The 15876-nt window shown below is 51.8% G+C and carries 15 protein-coding genes, 2 pseudogenes and 1 riboswitch; of the genes and pseudogenes, 3 read left to right on the forward strand and 14 right to left on the reverse strand.

Going from position 1 to position 15876, the window contains the following annotated elements:
- Window positions 1-10: 10 nt before the first annotated feature.
- From SK32_RS04065 to SK32_RS04075, 3 genes are read right to left on the reverse strand one after another with little or no spacing between them, the layout of a single operon-like run.
- Complete coding sequence (locus SK32_RS04065) at window positions 11-2296, reverse strand: fimbria/pilus outer membrane usher protein (RefSeq protein ID WP_048211444.1); 2286 nt, start codon at window positions 2294-2296, stop codon at window positions 11-13.
- A gap of 55 nt (window positions 2297-2351) precedes the next feature.
- On the reverse strand, window positions 2352-3074 hold the full coding sequence (locus SK32_RS04070) for a fimbrial biogenesis chaperone (RefSeq protein ID WP_048211445.1): 723 nt from the start codon (window positions 3072-3074) through the stop codon (window positions 2352-2354).
- A gap of 14 nt (window positions 3075-3088) precedes the next feature.
- Window positions 3089-3619 carry a Csu type fimbrial protein gene (locus SK32_RS04075; RefSeq protein WP_048211446.1) on the reverse strand — a complete coding sequence of 177 codons (531 nt, stop codon included), beginning with the start codon at window positions 3617-3619 and terminating at the stop codon, window positions 3089-3091.
- 200 nt (window positions 3620-3819) lie between these two features.
- On the opposite strand from SK32_RS04075, the pseudogene SK32_RS25650 reads away from it, so the two are divergent.
- A pseudogene (locus SK32_RS25650) lies at window positions 3820-4181 on the forward strand (transposase); the annotation flags it as partial.
- Window positions 4179-4280: pseudogene (locus SK32_RS26215) on the forward strand (integrase); the annotation flags it as partial. The pseudogenes SK32_RS25650 and SK32_RS26215, both read left to right, overlap by 3 nt.
- Window positions 4281-4448: 168 nt before the next feature.
- On the opposite strand, the gene ychF reads toward SK32_RS26215, so the two are convergent.
- The gene (gene ychF / locus SK32_RS04085) at window positions 4449-5543 is read right to left on the reverse strand and encodes a redox-regulated ATPase YchF (RefSeq protein WP_048211448.1); all 1095 of its coding nucleotides are present in this window, start codon (window positions 5541-5543) and stop codon (window positions 4449-4451) included.
- A gap of 115 nt (window positions 5544-5658) precedes the next feature.
- Window positions 5659-6243, reverse strand: a complete 585-nt coding sequence (gene pth, locus SK32_RS04090) for an aminoacyl-tRNA hydrolase (protein ID WP_003020814.1) — start codon at window positions 6241-6243, stop codon at window positions 5659-5661.
- A gap of 274 nt (window positions 6244-6517) precedes the next feature.
- On the opposite strand from pth, the gene ychH reads away from it, so the two are divergent.
- A complete protein-coding gene (gene ychH / locus SK32_RS04095; protein WP_048211449.1) occupies window positions 6518-6796 on the forward strand; it encodes a stress-induced protein YchH in 279 nt (92 codons plus the stop codon).
- A 46-nt stretch (window positions 6797-6842) separates the two neighbouring features.
- Here the strand turns inward: ychH and SK32_RS04100 are convergent, their stop codons facing one another.
- The 9 genes from SK32_RS04100 to dauA form a co-directional block, all read right to left on the reverse strand.
- Window positions 6843-7646 carry a cytochrome c1 gene (locus tag SK32_RS04100; protein ID WP_048211450.1) on the reverse strand — a complete coding sequence of 268 codons (804 nt, stop codon included), beginning with the start codon at window positions 7644-7646 and terminating at the stop codon, window positions 6843-6845.
- A 4-nt stretch (window positions 7647-7650) separates the two neighbouring features.
- Complete coding sequence (locus SK32_RS04105; RefSeq protein WP_048211451.1) at window positions 7651-8823, reverse strand: cytochrome b; 1173 nt, start codon at window positions 8821-8823, stop codon at window positions 7651-7653.
- 1 nt (window position 8824) lies between these two features.
- On the reverse strand, window positions 8825-9379 hold the full coding sequence (petA, locus tag SK32_RS04110) for a ubiquinol-cytochrome c reductase iron-sulfur subunit (RefSeq protein WP_048211452.1): 555 nt from the start codon (window positions 9377-9379) through the stop codon (window positions 8825-8827).
- A 21-nt stretch (window positions 9380-9400) separates the two neighbouring features.
- Window positions 9401-9841, reverse strand: coding sequence for a pseudoazurin (locus tag SK32_RS04115; RefSeq protein ID WP_048211453.1), 441 nt, complete (start codon window positions 9839-9841; stop codon window positions 9401-9403).
- Window positions 9842-9859: 18 nt separating this feature from the next.
- Window positions 9860-10639: an ABC transporter ATP-binding protein gene (locus tag SK32_RS04120; protein ID WP_048211454.1), complete on the reverse strand. Its 780-nt coding sequence runs from the start codon at window positions 10637-10639 to the stop codon at window positions 9860-9862.
- The gene (locus tag SK32_RS04125) at window positions 10636-11700 is read right to left on the reverse strand and encodes a FecCD family ABC transporter permease (protein WP_048211455.1); all 1065 of its coding nucleotides are present in this window, start codon (window positions 11698-11700) and stop codon (window positions 10636-10638) included. Before SK32_RS04125 ends, SK32_RS04120 begins: the two co-directional genes overlap by 4 nt.
- A 65-nt stretch (window positions 11701-11765) precedes the next feature.
- Window positions 11766-12818 (reverse strand): ABC transporter substrate-binding protein, encoded by a 1053-nt coding sequence (locus tag SK32_RS04130; RefSeq protein WP_048212574.1) that lies wholly within the window; start codon window positions 12816-12818, stop codon window positions 11766-11768.
- A 211-nt stretch (window positions 12819-13029) separates the two neighbouring features.
- A riboswitch (cobalamin riboswitch) is annotated at window positions 13030-13259 on the reverse strand.
- A gap of 242 nt (window positions 13260-13501) precedes the next feature.
- The gene (locus SK32_RS04135) at window positions 13502-14017 is read right to left on the reverse strand and encodes a GNAT family N-acetyltransferase (protein WP_048211456.1); all 516 of its coding nucleotides are present in this window, start codon (window positions 14015-14017) and stop codon (window positions 13502-13504) included.
- A gap of 108 nt (window positions 14018-14125) precedes the next feature.
- A complete protein-coding gene (dauA, locus tag SK32_RS04140) occupies window positions 14126-15805 on the reverse strand; it encodes a C4-dicarboxylic acid transporter DauA (protein WP_075551372.1) in 1680 nt (559 codons plus the stop codon).
- Between the last annotated feature and the right edge of the window lie 71 nt (window positions 15806-15876).

A 15876-nucleotide genomic window follows, 5' to 3' on the forward strand; every position in this document is an offset into this window, starting at 1 on the left:
TGAACTCCTGCTATTGTGACCGACATTCCAGCGGGCCTATTTGTACAATCCCCTTTGCATTGGCGGGATAATCGAATTGTGCGTTACAGCTACCGGTATCTGTGTCAACGCGTAACCTGTTGTGCTGTTCCAGGCTGTCAAACCAGGCCATTCCATCGAATCCGACGACGGATGACTGGCCTGCGCCGTTAGTGATATATGCCATGCTGCCCTCAGAAATGGCCTTACCCTGTTCATTAACGAGAGTAACCTGCGCGGCGCGTACGGGAGTGATACCAAAACTGACCAGGGTTCCGGAGCGATCCGCCGGCGTTGCATTGGCTTCAACGCGGGCGATCCGCATATTGGCGGGTAGATCCATGGGGTCAATACTGATTTGATTGTTTTGATAGCTATTGAGTGACGTGACCAGCAGCAGACCCTGATCGTCGCTGCGACCGACAAGGTTGTTTTGCAGCTTGACTGGCACGTCCGGAATGCCGTCTGTTGATACGACGGCAAAACCATTGTTGATTTCCCGAGCCGCGAACAAACCTCCCCCCATCGCAACCAGGGAACCGGTCGCACCAGCATAACCGTAGTGGTTGTCGGGCAGGCGGCTAAATCCGGTGTAGGCTTTTCCGAAACGGCCCAAATACCCGACTTCTCCCTGGCCGCTTTGCCGGGAGGCTTGCTGGCTGGCAGCGACGTTCCATCCCCAGCCGCCGTCACCCGGTGGCGTTTGGCTGGCATTGATCTGGTAGCCGGTTTCATTATTGGTATGTTGTACGGTACTGCTGGCGCTCAGATTACCGCTGGTGGTGACCGTCACCATCAGGTAAACGCTGCGATCGCGGGTGTCGTCAATATTCTGGTTAAATCCGGCATTGAGTGAGATGTTTTCGGTGACGGATTTGAACCAACTGGCGTTGGCGTAGCGTACCGCGCTATCGTGCGGATAGCGAAACTGCAGGTAACTCAGGCTGACATTGCCGGCTGACGCCATTGCATAACCTATTACCGTATTGCTGCTCAGCGAGGGCGGCGGCTCACCATAATGGGTCGCGACATCACGGTAGTCACCTGACGTCGCCGTTGTGCTGGTGCTGAAATTAAACTGTTCACCTGACCAACGGTAACCAACACTGTACAAAAATCCACTTTTCCCTGAGTCCGTACTGGCTGCCAATGCGGTGGACACTGTGCCGCTGCGCGGGCTGGGAACCCAGTCATTGCTAAAACCTGCGTTAATCAGCCCATCACTGGTTTCCGCGTGCGTACCTGCAGTAAAGGTGTTACTGAATCCCCGACGCCAGGTCCCGCTAAACACAGGGGCACTGGCATAATCAAATGAGGCGTAACCGTAATTCTCTCTTACTGCGCCTAATTCCGCTGACCAGGCTGTTAGCCCTTCTCGCAGGAGTTGCTGATCGTTGTAGAACGAGAAATTTTGTACTGTCGTTCTGCCCAGCGCGTCGGTCATCATCACCTGACCGGTCCCTGCGCCGCTGATATTAGGCATGGTGTTGATTTGAAAACTTCCGGCCGGAACCTCCCCGTTGTAGTACTTAATCCCATTGACGTACAACTCAACGTTTGAAGGAAGCGTGGCAGAACCAAGATAGGAGGGAAGCGGGGTGGTTGGCATGTACGGCTGTAAACTAAAATCGGTTCCTATCTGGATGCCGCCAATGCGGGTCGGTCGGGACCAGGTGAGCGAGCTTGTCAGGGTATCGCCAACGTTTATCGCCAACATATTTTCCGGAAATGACGTGCGCCAGCGGGTGTCCATGCGGTAGAAGGCATTATCTGCGTTGGGCGCGGTGGAATATTGAGTCAGTTGGGTTGTGCTTAACACCCCTAAGCCATTAAACGCGCGCAACTCGCTAAATGTGTTGGCGCTGGTTTCATCTCCCTGCTGAGCATAGACATCGTAATTGAGTAACGCCCCACGTGAGTTTGATGCTATTGGTGTCGCTTCGCCGGTCGGGTTCACCTGCGTGGTGGCAAGATCAAGGGAACTGAGCGGCACAGTGAGCGCCAGAGTTTGTTGTTCGACGTTGTAGTCAATGCTCAGTTGGGCAATATCGTTCAGGCTGACGGTGGCAGCCGCATTTTGCGGTAAGCGAAAACCCAACTGTCGTAGGGTATTGGCGCCAGCATAGAGTTTTTCATTCTCATAGCCAAAATGAACCAAGCCGACAGGGTTTCCATTCAGGGTCACGTCGAGATATAAATCGATGCCCGCAAGAGGTGTTGCGTCGCCAATAATTCCACTGTTTGTCTGGTTATTATTGACTGCGTGAGCTGAAACCATTCCAGATAATAATGCTCCATTGAGTAAGCAACATTTCACCAGAAGCCAGGATCTCTTAGAGATCTTGTACTGTTTTTTGGCCATTAACTGTTACTTCAACTTTACCGCCATAATGGGTATCGCTGGCGGACGTGGATAATATCCACCGCATTGTTGAGCCCGGGAGAACATAGCCTAATAGTCCCGGCGTAATGACCTTTTTCGCACCATTATGGTTTATAAAGGTTGCCGCTGATAATTGCGCATGACCATTTCCCTGATTACTGACTTCAAGAAATTTTTTGCCGTCAAGTTGCTGTAATTTCCATTGCAATTTGGCCTGGGTTTCAGCCTGCGCCGTTGGTTGAATAAATACAGGTACGGAATAATGCAGCACAAACTGAAGTTTATTTTTTTGTAATTTTGCTGGCGGTAATTCGTCAATTGATAACCGATAGGCATCTTCGGTATGTGTCGATGGCGGGCCGGTGCGAATAACACGAATCAACTGGCGTTCACCAGGGGCTAACGCCAGCATCGGCGGGCTGATAACCAGCCCCTGAGAGGGAGACAGCTTATCGCCATAAGCGCTTTGGCTCCAGCGAAAGACCCGAACCTGGGCATTCAGCACGTTTTCTCCGGCATTGCTTAGCCAGATCCCATCGGCATTTTGCGACGCTTGCAGCGTTAATGTAACTGGGGCAACCTGCAATCCGCTGGCTGTCGCCGAATTTACGCTCATAGCCGCTCCTAACAGGCATGCGCAGGCATACTGCTGTACAGGCAGTTTTACTGTCATCTGTGTTCCTGAATTTAGTAGTTAACGTTTACCGTTACGGTGTCGGCATAGTCGTCAGGTGTGAAGTTCGCGCTTGGCGCGGTGGCATATACGGTAAAACTCTGTAGAAGCCCAGTTCCCTGGGATGCAACACCATTTCCTACCGTGGTGGCGGTGGCCGTATTCCCCCAGACCGGTCCTGTTGCTGATGTTTGGTTCAGCTGGTAAGGCACTTTATCGGTATTGTTTGCTGCATTTGCGACAGAGGACATGGCTCCGGACCCCGTGGGTGTCCCGCCGTTGGCCGCTGAAGGTGCCAGGCCAATAAAGTAGGGGGTGGTTTTTGAGCAATTAATTGAAATTGTGTTGCTTGCGCTGGTATTTGTCGCAGTGGTATTCACGGGACCGAGAGTAATATTTGAAGCCGACCCCGCAGTGACGGTACACGCTTTTTGTATCGTCATCAGTACCTGAAATGTCCCGCTTGTAGACGCTGCGTTTGCCGCCGGAATAATGGAAAAGGCGCCGCAAAAAAGAATTAAGCGTTTGTCGAAGACTAGAGCCATATCCTTCACCTTTTTCAAATAACCACATTTTTTGCTTTAAAAAAACAATAATGTGACACAAGAAGACATGAGTTAACCCTAGAATAAGTATTAGACGTACGCCAGTTGATCTCATGAATTTTACTTAGAGAAAAGGTGATGTCGTCGACAAAAAAATAATACCAACGGGTGAGTATGTCGTTTCTTTTTTATGCTACTCAAAAGTATGCCGTGAGGTCGCTATTTCGGAGGCCAGCTATTACAACTGGAAGGCAAAGTATGGCGGGATGGAAGCGGCCGATATTAAAAAATTCAAAGACCTTGAGGATGAGAATCGATGTTTGAAACAAATGTTTGCCGACCTGAGTCTGGAAAATCTCACGTTAAAAGACGTCATCGAAAAAAAGCTTTAAAACCAGCGATAAAGCGTGAGCTCGTCAGCTATCTGACGGCACAATTTGCCATGAGTTTACGCCAGGCCTGCAGGACGTTATCGTTGAGCAGGACGGTGTATTTTTATCAGCCCAATACCGGACGTGAAGAACCAGTGATCCATGCGCTGACTGAGCTGGCAGAACGCTATAACAACGAGCGGCCTCATGAATCCCTGAACAACCTGACGCCGGAAGAGTACCGGCTGATGGCTGAAAAACCGGAAATTTCAAAAAATGCGTGGAACTAAAACAGGTGTGCTTACAATTGCACTTACCAGCGTGCTCAATTTTAGCTGCGTTTCTAAGGTGCTGACACGGTCGCTATGAAAACAAAAATCCACGCAGCTGCGTGGATTTTTTTCGCGTTCATTGATCTGACAAAGCTCCGGAAAGCCTGATCAGACAGCAGAAGCAACTTAAACGTTGAACAGGAAGTTCATCACATCGCCATCTTTAACGATGTAATCTTTACCTTCTGCACGCATCTTGCCGGCTTCTTTCGCGCCTTGCTCACCTTTATAGGTGATGAAGTCTTCAAACGCGATGGTTTGTGCGCGGATGAAGCCTTTCTCGAAGTCGGTGTGGATCTTACCGGCTGCCTGCGGGGCCGTTGCGCCGACAGGGATGGTCCATGCACGGACTTCTTTCACACCCGCGGTGAAGTAGGTCTGCAGGTTCAGCAGTTCGTAGCCTGCGCGGATAACGCGGTTCAGGCCCGGCTCTTCCAGACCCAGTTCAGCCATGAATTCTTCACGGTCAGCATCATCGAGTTCTGCGATGTCAGCTTCAACGGCAGCGCAAACGGCAACCACAACAGAACCCTCGGCAGCCGCGATTTCGCGCACTTTGTCGAGGTACGGGTTATTCTCAAAACCGTCTTCGTTCACGTTGGCGATATACATGGTTGGCTTCAGCGTCAGGAAGCTCAGGTATTTGATGGCTGCTTTGTCTTCATCAGTCAGGTTTTTCAGCGCTCGCAGCATACCGGCGTTTTCCAACTGCGGCAGGCATTTTTCCAGTGCAGCCAGTTCAGCTTTAGCGTCTTTATCACCGCCTTTGGCTTTCTTCTGTACACGGTGGATAGCGCGCTCGCAGGTGTCGAGATCGGACAGTGCCAGTTCGGTGTTGATAACGTCGATATCGTCAGCCGGATCAACTTTATTGTTCACGTGGATAATGTTGTCGTTTTCGAAGCAGCGAACAACGTGACCGATAGCTTCGGTTTCACGAATGTTGGTCAGGAACTGGTTACCCAGGCCTTCACCTTTGGATGCGCCTTTTACCAGACCCGCGATATCCACAAATTCCATTGTGGTGGGCAGGATACGCTGCGGTTTGACGATTTCGGCCAGTTGATCCAGACGAGGATCGGGCATCGGGACAACACCCGTGTTCGGCTCGATAGTACAGAACGGGAAGTTTGCCGCTTCAATACCCGCTTTTGTGAGCGCGTTGAACAGGGTGGATTTGCCTACGTTTGGCAAACCGACGATACCGCATTTGAATCCCATGTTTAAATCACCTTAATCTTTTGATATTCAACCTGTTATGGAAAACAGATTGTAGAAATGTAAATAACTTTGCCTATTATACACAGCACGCGAGAAAAATGCCGCACATCGCTGCTTATTGCGCTTTAAAGGTGTGTAACCGGCTCGTTGCTTTGGTGAGTCCATCTTTGAATAAAATCTCGGTACAACGTGCCGCTTCGTCAATGGCTTCATCAATTAACTTCTGTTCTGAAACAGGCGGTTTGCCTAAAACAAAACCGACAACTTTATTTTTATCGCCCGGATGGCCGATTCCAACGCGTAAACGATGAAAGTTAGGGTTATTGCCTAACTTGCTGATGATGTCTTTCAGGCCGTTATGTCCGCCATGACCGCCGCCGAGCTTAAATTTGGCGACGCCGGGCGGCAGATCTAATTCATCGTGGGCGACCAGAATTTCATCAGGGTTAATGCGATAAAAGCTGGCCATTGCGCCAACGGCTTTGCCGCTCAGATTCATAAATGTGGTCGGTACCAGCAGGCGGACATCTTCACCTTCAAGCGTGACTCTGGAGGTGTAACCGAAGAATTTCGGCTCATCGCGCAGGGGGGCACGGAGTCTCTCTGCCAGTAAATCGACGTACCACGCGCCTGCATTATGTCGCGTTGCCGCATACTCTGCGCCGGGATTCGCCAGGCCGACAATCAATTTAATCGCCACGTAATTTGTCCTGAGTGTGTCTATAACCGGCGTGTAGTTTACTGTTTGCCGACGCGCTTGACAAAAAACTGCGTGGGTCGCACCGAATACTGAATAATTGCAGAAGTGGACTATTGGAAATTGAGGGTGTTCAGTAGCTTATTTGTAAAGTTTTGTTGCGTTGGTGTTTGTATTTGTGATCACAGGCGCACTTGCGAATGGCAGTGTTGTCTATACTTTACACATAAGGATTAGGGGTATTCCCTGTAACAACCCAAAGTTCCGGAGGTGACACATGAAACGCAAAAACGCTTCGTTACTCGGTAACGTGCTCATGGCTTTAGGGTTGGTGGTGATGGTTGGTGGTGTTGGTTACTCTATTTTAAACCAGTTACCGCAATTTAATCTGCCACAGTTTTTTGCACATGGTGCCGTGCTCAGTATTTTTGTTGGTGGCGTCCTCTGGCTGGCGGGTGCCCGCGTCGGCGGACATGAACAAATCAGTGACCGCTACTGGTGGGTTCGCCATTACGACAAACGCTGCCGTCGTAATGATAGCCAACGCCACAGCTAAGTGCTGACATAACCTGCAGACCAGCCAGCGTTACGCTGACTGGTCGTTAGTTTTTCTCGTTGCTGCGCGAGCGGGATCGCATGCGCTGTAACAGTGCTAATAGCGCCAACATACTCGCCAGATATCCCATAACGACCGCTCCCTGATGTTTTCTGCTCTCAAGCTGTGGGTCAGCGGCCCATGCCAGAAACGCGGTGACATCTCGTGCGTACTGTTCTTCCGTTTGGGGAGCATGCGTTTGCATAGCCCAGGTGATGTCATTGTCAGCCAGCGGTTTGGGCATATTAATCATCCCGCCAGGGAAAAAACGGTTGGTTTTCATCTCCGGGTCATCGGTTGCATACCCGGTCAGCAGCGCATAAACATAATCAGCGCCTTGCTCGGTGTAGGGGGTGAACGCATCCAGTAAAAATCGCGGAAACCCACGGTCGTAGGTTCGCGCTCGAACGATATAACTCAGGTCAACCGGCAGCGCGCCATTATTAAGGTATTTTGCTTCATGGTCATTCAGATAAGGTGACGCGAAAACATCGTTCAGCTTGCCTTCCCGTTCGCCGGGTTGACCGTCGTCTTCAATTGTCGCGAAGACGTAGCCGCTGGCCAGTGTTTTGGCCTCCGCCTCACTGAGTTGCGGCCCTCCAGCTTTAGTTAACGTTTTGAAAGTGAGATATTTCATACCGTGGCAGGCCCGGCATTTCTCTTCATAGACCTGCAGCCCGCGTCGCAGTTGTTCGCTATCGTGTTTACCGTTCACGCCGCTAAACGACCATGTCTGCGCGGTGGGTAGCTGTGCGCAAATCGCGTTGCTCAATAAAAGAGCCAGAGTTGCAGTGGGTAAAAATCGCGCCATGATGTCAGTCCTGTCGTTCCAGTAAACGTCGGCACGGCAGCACAAGCAGAAACCATGCAAAATAAATAACGGTTGAAAGCTGAGACGCCGCGCGTGTCCAGCCATCGTCATCGCTAAAACCATCAATTAAGTCCGGCCCGACCAATGCTTTTGAGCCCAACCAACCCAGAAAGAGCGCATTGGCGACCCACAGCCAAAAAAAGGCTTTAACCAGCCGACTGTTATTACGAAACCGTGCGTGTGACGTATCCAGCCACGGGAGAAAATAGAAAATCAGTACCGCAGCGCACATCGCAGTGATGCCTGCCAGTTCATTGGGGAAGCAGCGCAGAATGGAGAAGAATGGCAGGAAATACCATTCAGGCGCGACGATAGCCGGTGTGAGTGTCGGGTCTGCCGGAATAAAGTTATCGGCGCTGCTGATATAGTGCGGCGCGAAAAACAGAAACCAGGCGAACAGCATTAAAAAGAGGGTGAGTTTGATTGCATCGTTTTCGGTGATGCGAAAATCGAACAACACACGCTGAGACTCTTTGGGCGAAAATGTTTTCTTCCGCGCGTGGGCAAAAGCCGACTGGACGGTACGGATGTGCCATATCGTAACCGCGACAATGGCGAAGGGGATGATAAAGTGAAGGACATAAAAACGGCCTAATGTCGGCGTGCCGGGCATATAGCCACCGACCAAAAAGGTATATAGCGTATCGCCAATAAATGGTATCGACCGGGCGAAACTGGTGATGACCGTAGCGGCCCAGTAGCTTTTTTGCCCCCAAATCAGGCTATAGCCGAGAAACGCGGTGATCATCAACAGCACATACAGCGTCACGCTGATTGCCCACATCTTCAGATAGGGTTTGCGGTAGACGTTGTAATACATTGCCCGGAAAATATGCAGATAACAGGCGAAGAAAAAAAGCGACGCGCCAATAGCATGCAGATTGCGCACCAGCTCACCGTGTCTGACTGCGCGCAGAATATGAACAATAGAGTCAAAAGCGGATCCCGCTGTAGGCACATAGAACATAGCCAGCACGATACCGGAGAGCATTTGCACGCCGAGCATGACCAGCAATATGAGACCAATAGCAAAGATCCACACGCCAGCGACTGAGCGGGGGACAGGAAGACGAAACTGCAGGTGATACCAGGGGGAGGACGGATAAGCGGATTTCATCTCAGGCATCCTTCGTACCAATACGCAGACTCAGGCCGTCAGCCGACACGCTAAAGTCAGGGATGGCCAGATTCGCCGTGGCCGGGCCTCGTGTTACGCGCCCGGAGGTGTCAAACTCGGAACCATGACACGGGCAGACCCAGCCCTGTCCGTTGGGGTTGGCATTGGGTACACAACCCGCGTGGGGGCAGTAACCTTGTACTACCAGCCACTGTGGATGTGCCGCTGCCACCCGCTCGCTATCCGCCTGCGGATCGGCCAGTAGACGCAGATCAGCTTGCCGCGCCGCGGCAATCTCCTCCGCCGTGCGGTGGCGAATCAGGATCAGTTTTCCCTGCCAGATACGCTTCACCGTCTGGCCTGCTGTTACGCCTGCGAGGGAGACATCAACAGGTTCATTTTCCGCCACCGTTTTATCATCCGGACCCAGCGCGGAAATGAGTGGCCAGACGGCGGCGGTCACGCCCGCTGCGCCGACAAATTTCGTCAGCTTGCACAGGCAATCGCGTCGCTGAGTTTGGATTGTTTCGCTAAGCGTTTTTTTGTCCACCACCATTATTCTCCCTTTGTGACGGCGTTACTGTTTATCGATGCGGGTATAAATTTCCTGAAAACGCTTATCGGCAAGACCAGGGGCTTTGAACGCGCGGTAGCTGTCGGGTAAAACGGCGTCGCCGACTTTAATCAGCATGATCATGCCCTGCGCGTAGTGCGGTGAACATTTGATGCCGTAGAAACCTGCGTTGTCGTATTTCACTTCAATCTCTTCATCGATTTTGCCGATAAAGCCGGGGTATCCGGCGGGAGAGAGTTCGGCAATCGACGCGGCATTGTGGCTCTTATGTTTGCGGATAAACTTCACGCTATCACCTGGCTGGATCGCCAGATAGTCCGGCTCATAAACCATCGGGCCGCCTGTACCGCGGTTTTTCATCAGCACTTCGTAGGTTTGTGCAAAAGCCGTCGAGGTGAAGGCTAACAGGCATAAGATTTGCAAACTTTGCTTAACACATTTCATTGCGGTTCCTTTCGGTGTTTACGCGGGGCGTTGGTAACGGATAAAACAGTTCTCTTCGTCGGGGGCGTGTTCGACAATCGCGTCGATCCCAAACCAGCTATTAAGATTTTCACGGGTAAAAATGGCGGCAGGACGCCCCTGCATCGCCAGCTGTCCGGCTTTCATCACCATGATGCGATCGCAGAACATCGCCGCATGATTCAGGTCGTGTAGGGCGGCGATGACGGTGAGTTTTTCACGTTTAACCAGATTGAGCAGGCCAATCTGATGCTGGATATCAAGATGGTTTGTCGGCTCATCCATCAGCAGTACCTGCGGCTGTTGTGCCAGCGCTCTGGCGATGTGCAGACGTTGACGCTCTCCGCCGGAGAAGGTATGCCAGCAGCGATGCTGCATGTTTTGTAGAGCGACTTTCTCCAGCATCGTCTGCACAATATCGTCGTCTTTCCTCGACCACGGCGACAGCAGGCTCAGCCATGGCGTGCGACCAAGCGAAACCGCCTGAATGGCGGTAAGACGCTCACTGGTTTCAGCCTGTTGTTCAACCAGTGCCACCTTTTGCGCCAGATGGCGGCGTGAATAGCGTCGAATATCCTGATGGTTTAACGTAACGTGCCCGGAAGACGGTTTCAGTAAACCCGCCAGGAGCGAAATCAGCGACGTTTTCCCGGAACCATTGGGGCCGATAATGCCGACAAACTCGCCGCGCGAGACCTGAAAAGAGACATCATTGACGATGGCTTTGCCTTTGACCTCCCAGTACAGATGCTGGGCGTTTACCACAGGATTAGCGGTCATTTCCCCGGATTCCCTCGTATCAAAATGATGGCAAATGCAGGTGCGCCGACCAGTGCGGTAATCACGCCGATCGGCAAGACCTGTCCTGGAAGTAAGGTGCGTGAAATAACATCCGCGACGATAAGGAAAATGGCACCAATAAGAGCGCTGACGGGCAATAGGCGATGGTGCTGATTTCCCACCAGTAACCGCGCAGCATGGGGGATGACCAGTCCGACAAAGCCAATGGCGCCGACGATTGATACCATTATGGCCGTCATCCCTGTTACGGCGGCAATCAGTACGCCACGGGTGCGTTTAACGGGAATGCCCAACGATGCCGCCGATTCCGCGCCAAACGAGAAAGCATCCAGATGGCGGGCGTAGCAAAAGCAAACGACGATGCCAATCAGCGCAGTAGGGATGGCCAGCACGACATCCGGCCAGCGTACCCCGCTGAGATTGCCCAGCAGCCAGAACATGATGCCCCGAGCCTGTTCGGCATTGGCTGAGCGCGTAATGATGAGCGAGGTAATGGCATTGAACAGCTGCGAACTGGCAATCCCGGCGAGAATGATTTGCGTGGTGGCCGAGCCGCTTTTGCCCCTTGCCGCCATCGCCAATAGCGCGACAAACAGAAATGCCGTCAGCGCGCCAATAAACGCGCCAAGCGACATGGAAATGATCCCTGCGCCAAGTCCGGTCAGGGCGATGAGCACCGCGCCCGTTGAGGCTCCGGCAGAAATACCCAGCAGGTAAGGTTCGGCTAGCGCATTGCGCAGCAGCGACTGGAGAACCACGCCTGAAACCGCCAGACAGGCTCCGCAACAGGCGGAAACCAGCGCGCGGGTCAGGCGGTAGTTCCAGATAATCCCGGCATCAAGCGCATCCACCGCATACTGTGTATCAAACAAGCGGTTTGCCAGCGTATGGCTGACATGCTGCCACGGGATAACCGTCTCACCGATTGAAATGCCCGCCAGAAGGACGCCGCACATCACCATGCTGACCCACAGCGCGTGGAACAGCGTCCTGCCTGCAAGCTGGCTCATGGCATGACGCGTCCTGCGTAATTCGCTCATTGTTTACGACTTCCCGGAATACGAAAGGGCGCTATGCCCGTATAAGGCATAACGCGCGACGAGAGTTAGTGAGTCGTCTGAGGGTGCGCCAGACCATATTGCACCAGCGCATCGGCGAGTTTTTCCAGTCCGTCAATGGTTCTGATACCCGCGTTCATGGTTTGCACGTCGATCACCGGCAGGTGGTTTTCTTTCACTGCCGGGATCAGCCGGGTAACAGGATCGGACGTGAGGTATTCCATTTTGACTTTCCAGTCATCGGCCGGGAAGCGGCGACGGCCCATCTCGCCGAGGACGATGACCGATGGATTGGCTTTGGCAATGGTTTCCCAACCTACTGTTGGCCACTCCTCGGCGGAATCAATGACATTTTTCACCCCAAGAGATTGCGCTATCCACGCCGCGGGGCCAAATTTCCCGGCGACATAGGGGTCAAGCTGCAGGTCGGCGCTGGAGAACCAAAAGACGGCAGATACGTGGTTGTCCATGCCGGCAATCTTAGCTTTCGCAGCGGCTTCACGTGCTTTCAGGCTGGCAATCAGTTCATCGCCTTTGTCCTGTACATCAAAAATTTTCGCCAGGTCGGCAATTTCCTGATAGACCATGGCGATATCAAACATGCTCTTACGCACGCCGTCGCCGCCGTCTTCGTTGTCTTTGGCACAATCGGCTGGGGCGGTATAAACCGGAACGTGTAATTCGCTAAATTGTTCGTAAGAGGCAACTGTGCCCGCAGGGCCAATCTGCCATTCAAACTGACTGGCCACCAGATCCGGTTTTTTCGCAATAATCCCTTCGAAACTCGGGATGTTTTGCGCAATGACTGCAATCTTGTCATTCGCTGCTTTGTACTGTTCAGGTACCGGGCCAAACCACAGTGATGTTCCAACAACACGATCGGCCAGACCCAGGGAATAGAGGATTTCAGTACTGTTTTGTCCAACGGTAGTCACGCGTTTTGGCGCATGATTAAACGTAATATCCCTACCACAGTTTTTGATCGTTAATGGATATTCTGTTTTTGCCGCAGAAGCCATATTGCTGGTCAGGAAGAGTGCTGCGCCAGTCAGTGCCAGAAGTGAAAGTTTGCAATAAGCAGAAGTTATTTTTGCGTGCATTAGCGTTGTCCCGTTCATGCCAGAATCTGAACGTCTGGTCATGGTTCATTTCGTTCCATAAATTCGGGACAGGCACATGACGATAGATGACATCTAATCGTGAACTGCGGGCAAGATAATATGAAAATAAAACATATTGTTGCCAATTTGTTCAGAAATTATATTATTCATTCGTCAAATAAATCACCCCATGGACCATCCCGTCCACTCAATGTATACAACCTTGACAGCAGGTCTCCTGGCTCGCGGCAATCTGAATATCGGCCTTCCCATAAAGGCGTTCTTTACAGTGACCTGTCGTGGATAATCCACGACACAGTGATATTCAGTTTCCGCTTACAGTTGCGGGGGCAGCTATGGCATAAGATTAAAATAATCCGCACCATATTCCGTTTCAAAATGATAAATAGATTCTGAAATACTGTCGGTGGGGACTTTATCGGTATCGAATAGCCCCGTCAACCGCTTGAATAAGTAGGGTTGATACCGCTTTTATTTTTAAATTCAATAAAATCAATTCGTTGCTTTGGTGTTTATGACATTAATTATGTGAAAAACACAAATACCGATAAACTAAATGAGAATTGTTTGATGTTGATCAATTAATGTTTTCTTTGCCGAGCTGACCACGCTTAATAACGAAATTTACTGTGATATTTAATTATTTGCGCGGCGTCACATTTTTATTGATATTTTTCCATGTGTACGATTTGCTGTTCGCCACCTTCATCAAAAAAGACGGTAAAGTGATTTCGCAACCAAAATTGATAGCCACCAGGTAAAAAGTGGTGGGTGTGCAGATAGCGTATTTTATATTGTTGTCGGTCGCAAAATTGTTCCGCCAGCAGGACAAGTTGGCTGCCTATGCCTTGCCGACGATATTCCTGTGAGACGTAGCAGCGACAAATTTCCGCGGTTGAGGATAATTGATAGCGTCCGCGCAGTGCAGGTATTCGGTCATCGTACTGGCAGACCGCCAGCGTAGCGATAAGTTGCTGTCGGTTATTCCATGCGCCGAGCAACAGATTTCGCGGTTGATGGAGGTAGTGTGAGCGCAGATTTAATACATCTGCATGCGGTTCAGGTGCTGGTCGGTTAGCGTTAAAATAGAGATTTAAATGGTGGATAATAAACGACTGAACGGACGAAATATCAGCCTCAGTTATTTCACGGAATATAAATGTAGTATCAGCGTTCATCGTTGCAGATATCATCAGAACCAGGGGAACTGGATAATAGCAACTCAGACGCGTTTACAGAAGAGAAGTGTTACCGGCAAGCCTGCGCAAGCCGGTAACATCGTATGATTAAATATCTGCCAGCGCGGCATCTCGGTTCGGGAAGAACGCCAGACGGCCGGGGATGGGTTGGATACCCGCGCGTGCCATGGTGCGTAGCGGCTGGAATTCCAGATTACTGATACGCAACTCACAACCTTCCGGCAGGCGTTTAACAAAACGCTGGAAGGCGTCCAGACCACCGGCATCCAGTACCGGGACGGCGTCCCACTTCAGCACCACAATGCGTTTGCCTTCAAGGCGAGATTCGAGATCGGTAAAGAGTCCCTCTGCTGCGGCAAAGAAAAGCGGGCCAATAACGCGTAGTACCAGTACATCGTTTGGTACGTCTACGTTGACCGGTGCCAGACGCGTCATGCGTGCAATACGGCGCATAAACAGCAGCGAAGCGAGAACGATACCGACGCTGATGGCGATAACCATATCGAACAGCACCGTCAAAGACATACACATCAGCATAACGATGATGTCGTCTTTTGGCGCGTGGCGCAGGAGATCCACAACTTTATGCGCTTCACTCATGTTCCATGCCACCATCAGCAGCAGGGCAGCCATCGCCGACAGCGGTAACCAGGAAAGCAGCGGCGCAAGCACCAGCAGGGCGAGGATCACCAGAATCGCGTGAATGACCGCAGAAATTGGCGACGTTGCGCCGGCACGAACGTTAGCCGCAGAACGGGCAATTGCCGCCGTGGCAGTGATACCGCCAAAGAACGGTGCGACGATGTTGCCCAGACCCTGACCAATCAATTCGCTATTGGCCTTATGCTTGGTGCCGGTCATCCCATCGAGGACGACAGCGCACAGCAGAGATTCGATTGCCCCGAGCATTGCCATCGAAAAAGCTGCGGGTAACAGTGCCTGTAATGAACTCCAGCTCAGCGTAAAGTTGGACCCTGGCATATCCCATGGCAGTACCAACTGCGGCAGCAGCTGTGGGATACCGTTACCCTGCGAGCCATCGGCCAGAATGTAATGGAACTGAGACCCGATGGTCGCTACATGGCCACCCGTCAGGTTCACGATACCCATCACCGCGCAGCCAGCCAGCAGAGCCGGGAGGTGACCGGGCAGGCGGATCCCCAGACGCGGCCAGAAAATCAGGATCCCCAGCGTCACCACGCCAATCGCGGCATCCCCCACGTTGATGGTCGGCAAGGCCATAAACAGCGCGCCGACCTTCTGCAGGTAGTGCTCAGGGACATGAGCCATCTGCAGGCCAAGAAAATCTTTAATCTGCATGGTACCGATGGTGATACCAATACCCGAGGTAAAACCTAACGTAACGGACACCGGAATGTATTCGATCAGGCGGCCAAATCGAGCGAGGCCGAAAAGGATCAGGAATATCCCGGACATTAGCGTGGCGACCAGCAGACCTGCCAGTCCAAACTGTTGCGACACCGGATACAAAATCACCACGAAGGCGGCAGTTGGGCCTGATACGCTAAAGCGTGAGCCCCCGGTGAGGGCGATAACAATTCCAGCCACGGCAGAGGTGTACAGGCCGTACTGTGGTGCAACGCCACTACCGATTGCCAGCGCCATCGCCAGCGGAATGGCAATTATCCCAACCGTTATCCCGGCGATCAGGTCGCGGGTAAAGCGAGAAACGGTATATTTTTCTTTCCAACAAGCGTCGATGAGGGCGCGGAAAGGCATCACATGTGAGGAAAATAATCTGTTCACAATAATGTTTCATCCATGGGCGCATCATCTGTCAATTGAATGGCAGGTGAAGGAGGCAAAAGTCATACAAA

This window comes from Citrobacter sp. MGH100 (assembly GCF_001034465.1).
GTDB lineage: Bacteria > Pseudomonadota > Gammaproteobacteria > Enterobacterales > Enterobacteriaceae > Citrobacter > Citrobacter youngae.

Bases quoted from the DNA above. Each gene is read 5' to 3' on its own strand.
- SK32_RS04065 (WP_048211444.1), bottom strand. From the start codon at position 2,296: ATGGTTTCAGCTCACGCAGTCAATAATAACCAGACAAACAGTGGAATT.
- SK32_RS04070 (WP_048211445.1), bottom strand. From the start codon at position 3,074: ATGACAGTAAAACTGCCTGTACAGCAGTATGCCTGCGCATGCCTGTTA.
- SK32_RS04075 (WP_048211446.1), bottom strand. From the start codon at position 3,619: ATGGCTCTAGTCTTCGACAAACGCTTAATTCTTTTTTGCGGCGCCTTT.
- ychF (WP_048211448.1), bottom strand. From the start codon at position 5,543: ATGGGATTCAAATGCGGTATCGTCGGTTTGCCAAACGTAGGCAAATCC.
- ychH (WP_048211449.1), top strand. From the start codon at position 6,518: ATGAAACGCAAAAACGCTTCGTTACTCGGTAACGTGCTCATGGCTTTA.
- SK32_RS04100 (WP_048211450.1), bottom strand. From the start codon at position 7,646: ATGGCGCGATTTTTACCCACTGCAACTCTGGCTCTTTTATTGAGCAAC.
- SK32_RS04105 (WP_048211451.1), bottom strand. From the start codon at position 8,823: ATGAAATCCGCTTATCCGTCCTCCCCCTGGTATCACCTGCAGTTTCGT.
- petA (WP_048211452.1), bottom strand. From the start codon at position 9,379: ATGGTGGTGGACAAAAAAACGCTTAGCGAAACAATCCAAACTCAGCGA.
- SK32_RS04115 (WP_048211453.1), bottom strand. From the start codon at position 9,841: ATGAAATGTGTTAAGCAAAGTTTGCAAATCTTATGCCTGTTAGCCTTC.
- SK32_RS04120 (WP_048211454.1), bottom strand. From the start codon at position 10,639: ATGACCGCTAATCCTGTGGTAAACGCCCAGCATCTGTACTGGGAGGTC.
- SK32_RS04125 (WP_048211455.1), bottom strand. From the start codon at position 11,700: ATGAGCGAATTACGCAGGACGCGTCATGCCATGAGCCAGCTTGCAGGC.
- SK32_RS04130 (WP_048212574.1), bottom strand. From the start codon at position 12,818: ATGCACGCAAAAATAACTTCTGCTTATTGCAAACTTTCACTTCTGGCA.
- SK32_RS04135 (WP_048211456.1), bottom strand. From the start codon at position 14,017: ATGAACGCTGATACTACATTTATATTCCGTGAAATAACTGAGGCTGAT.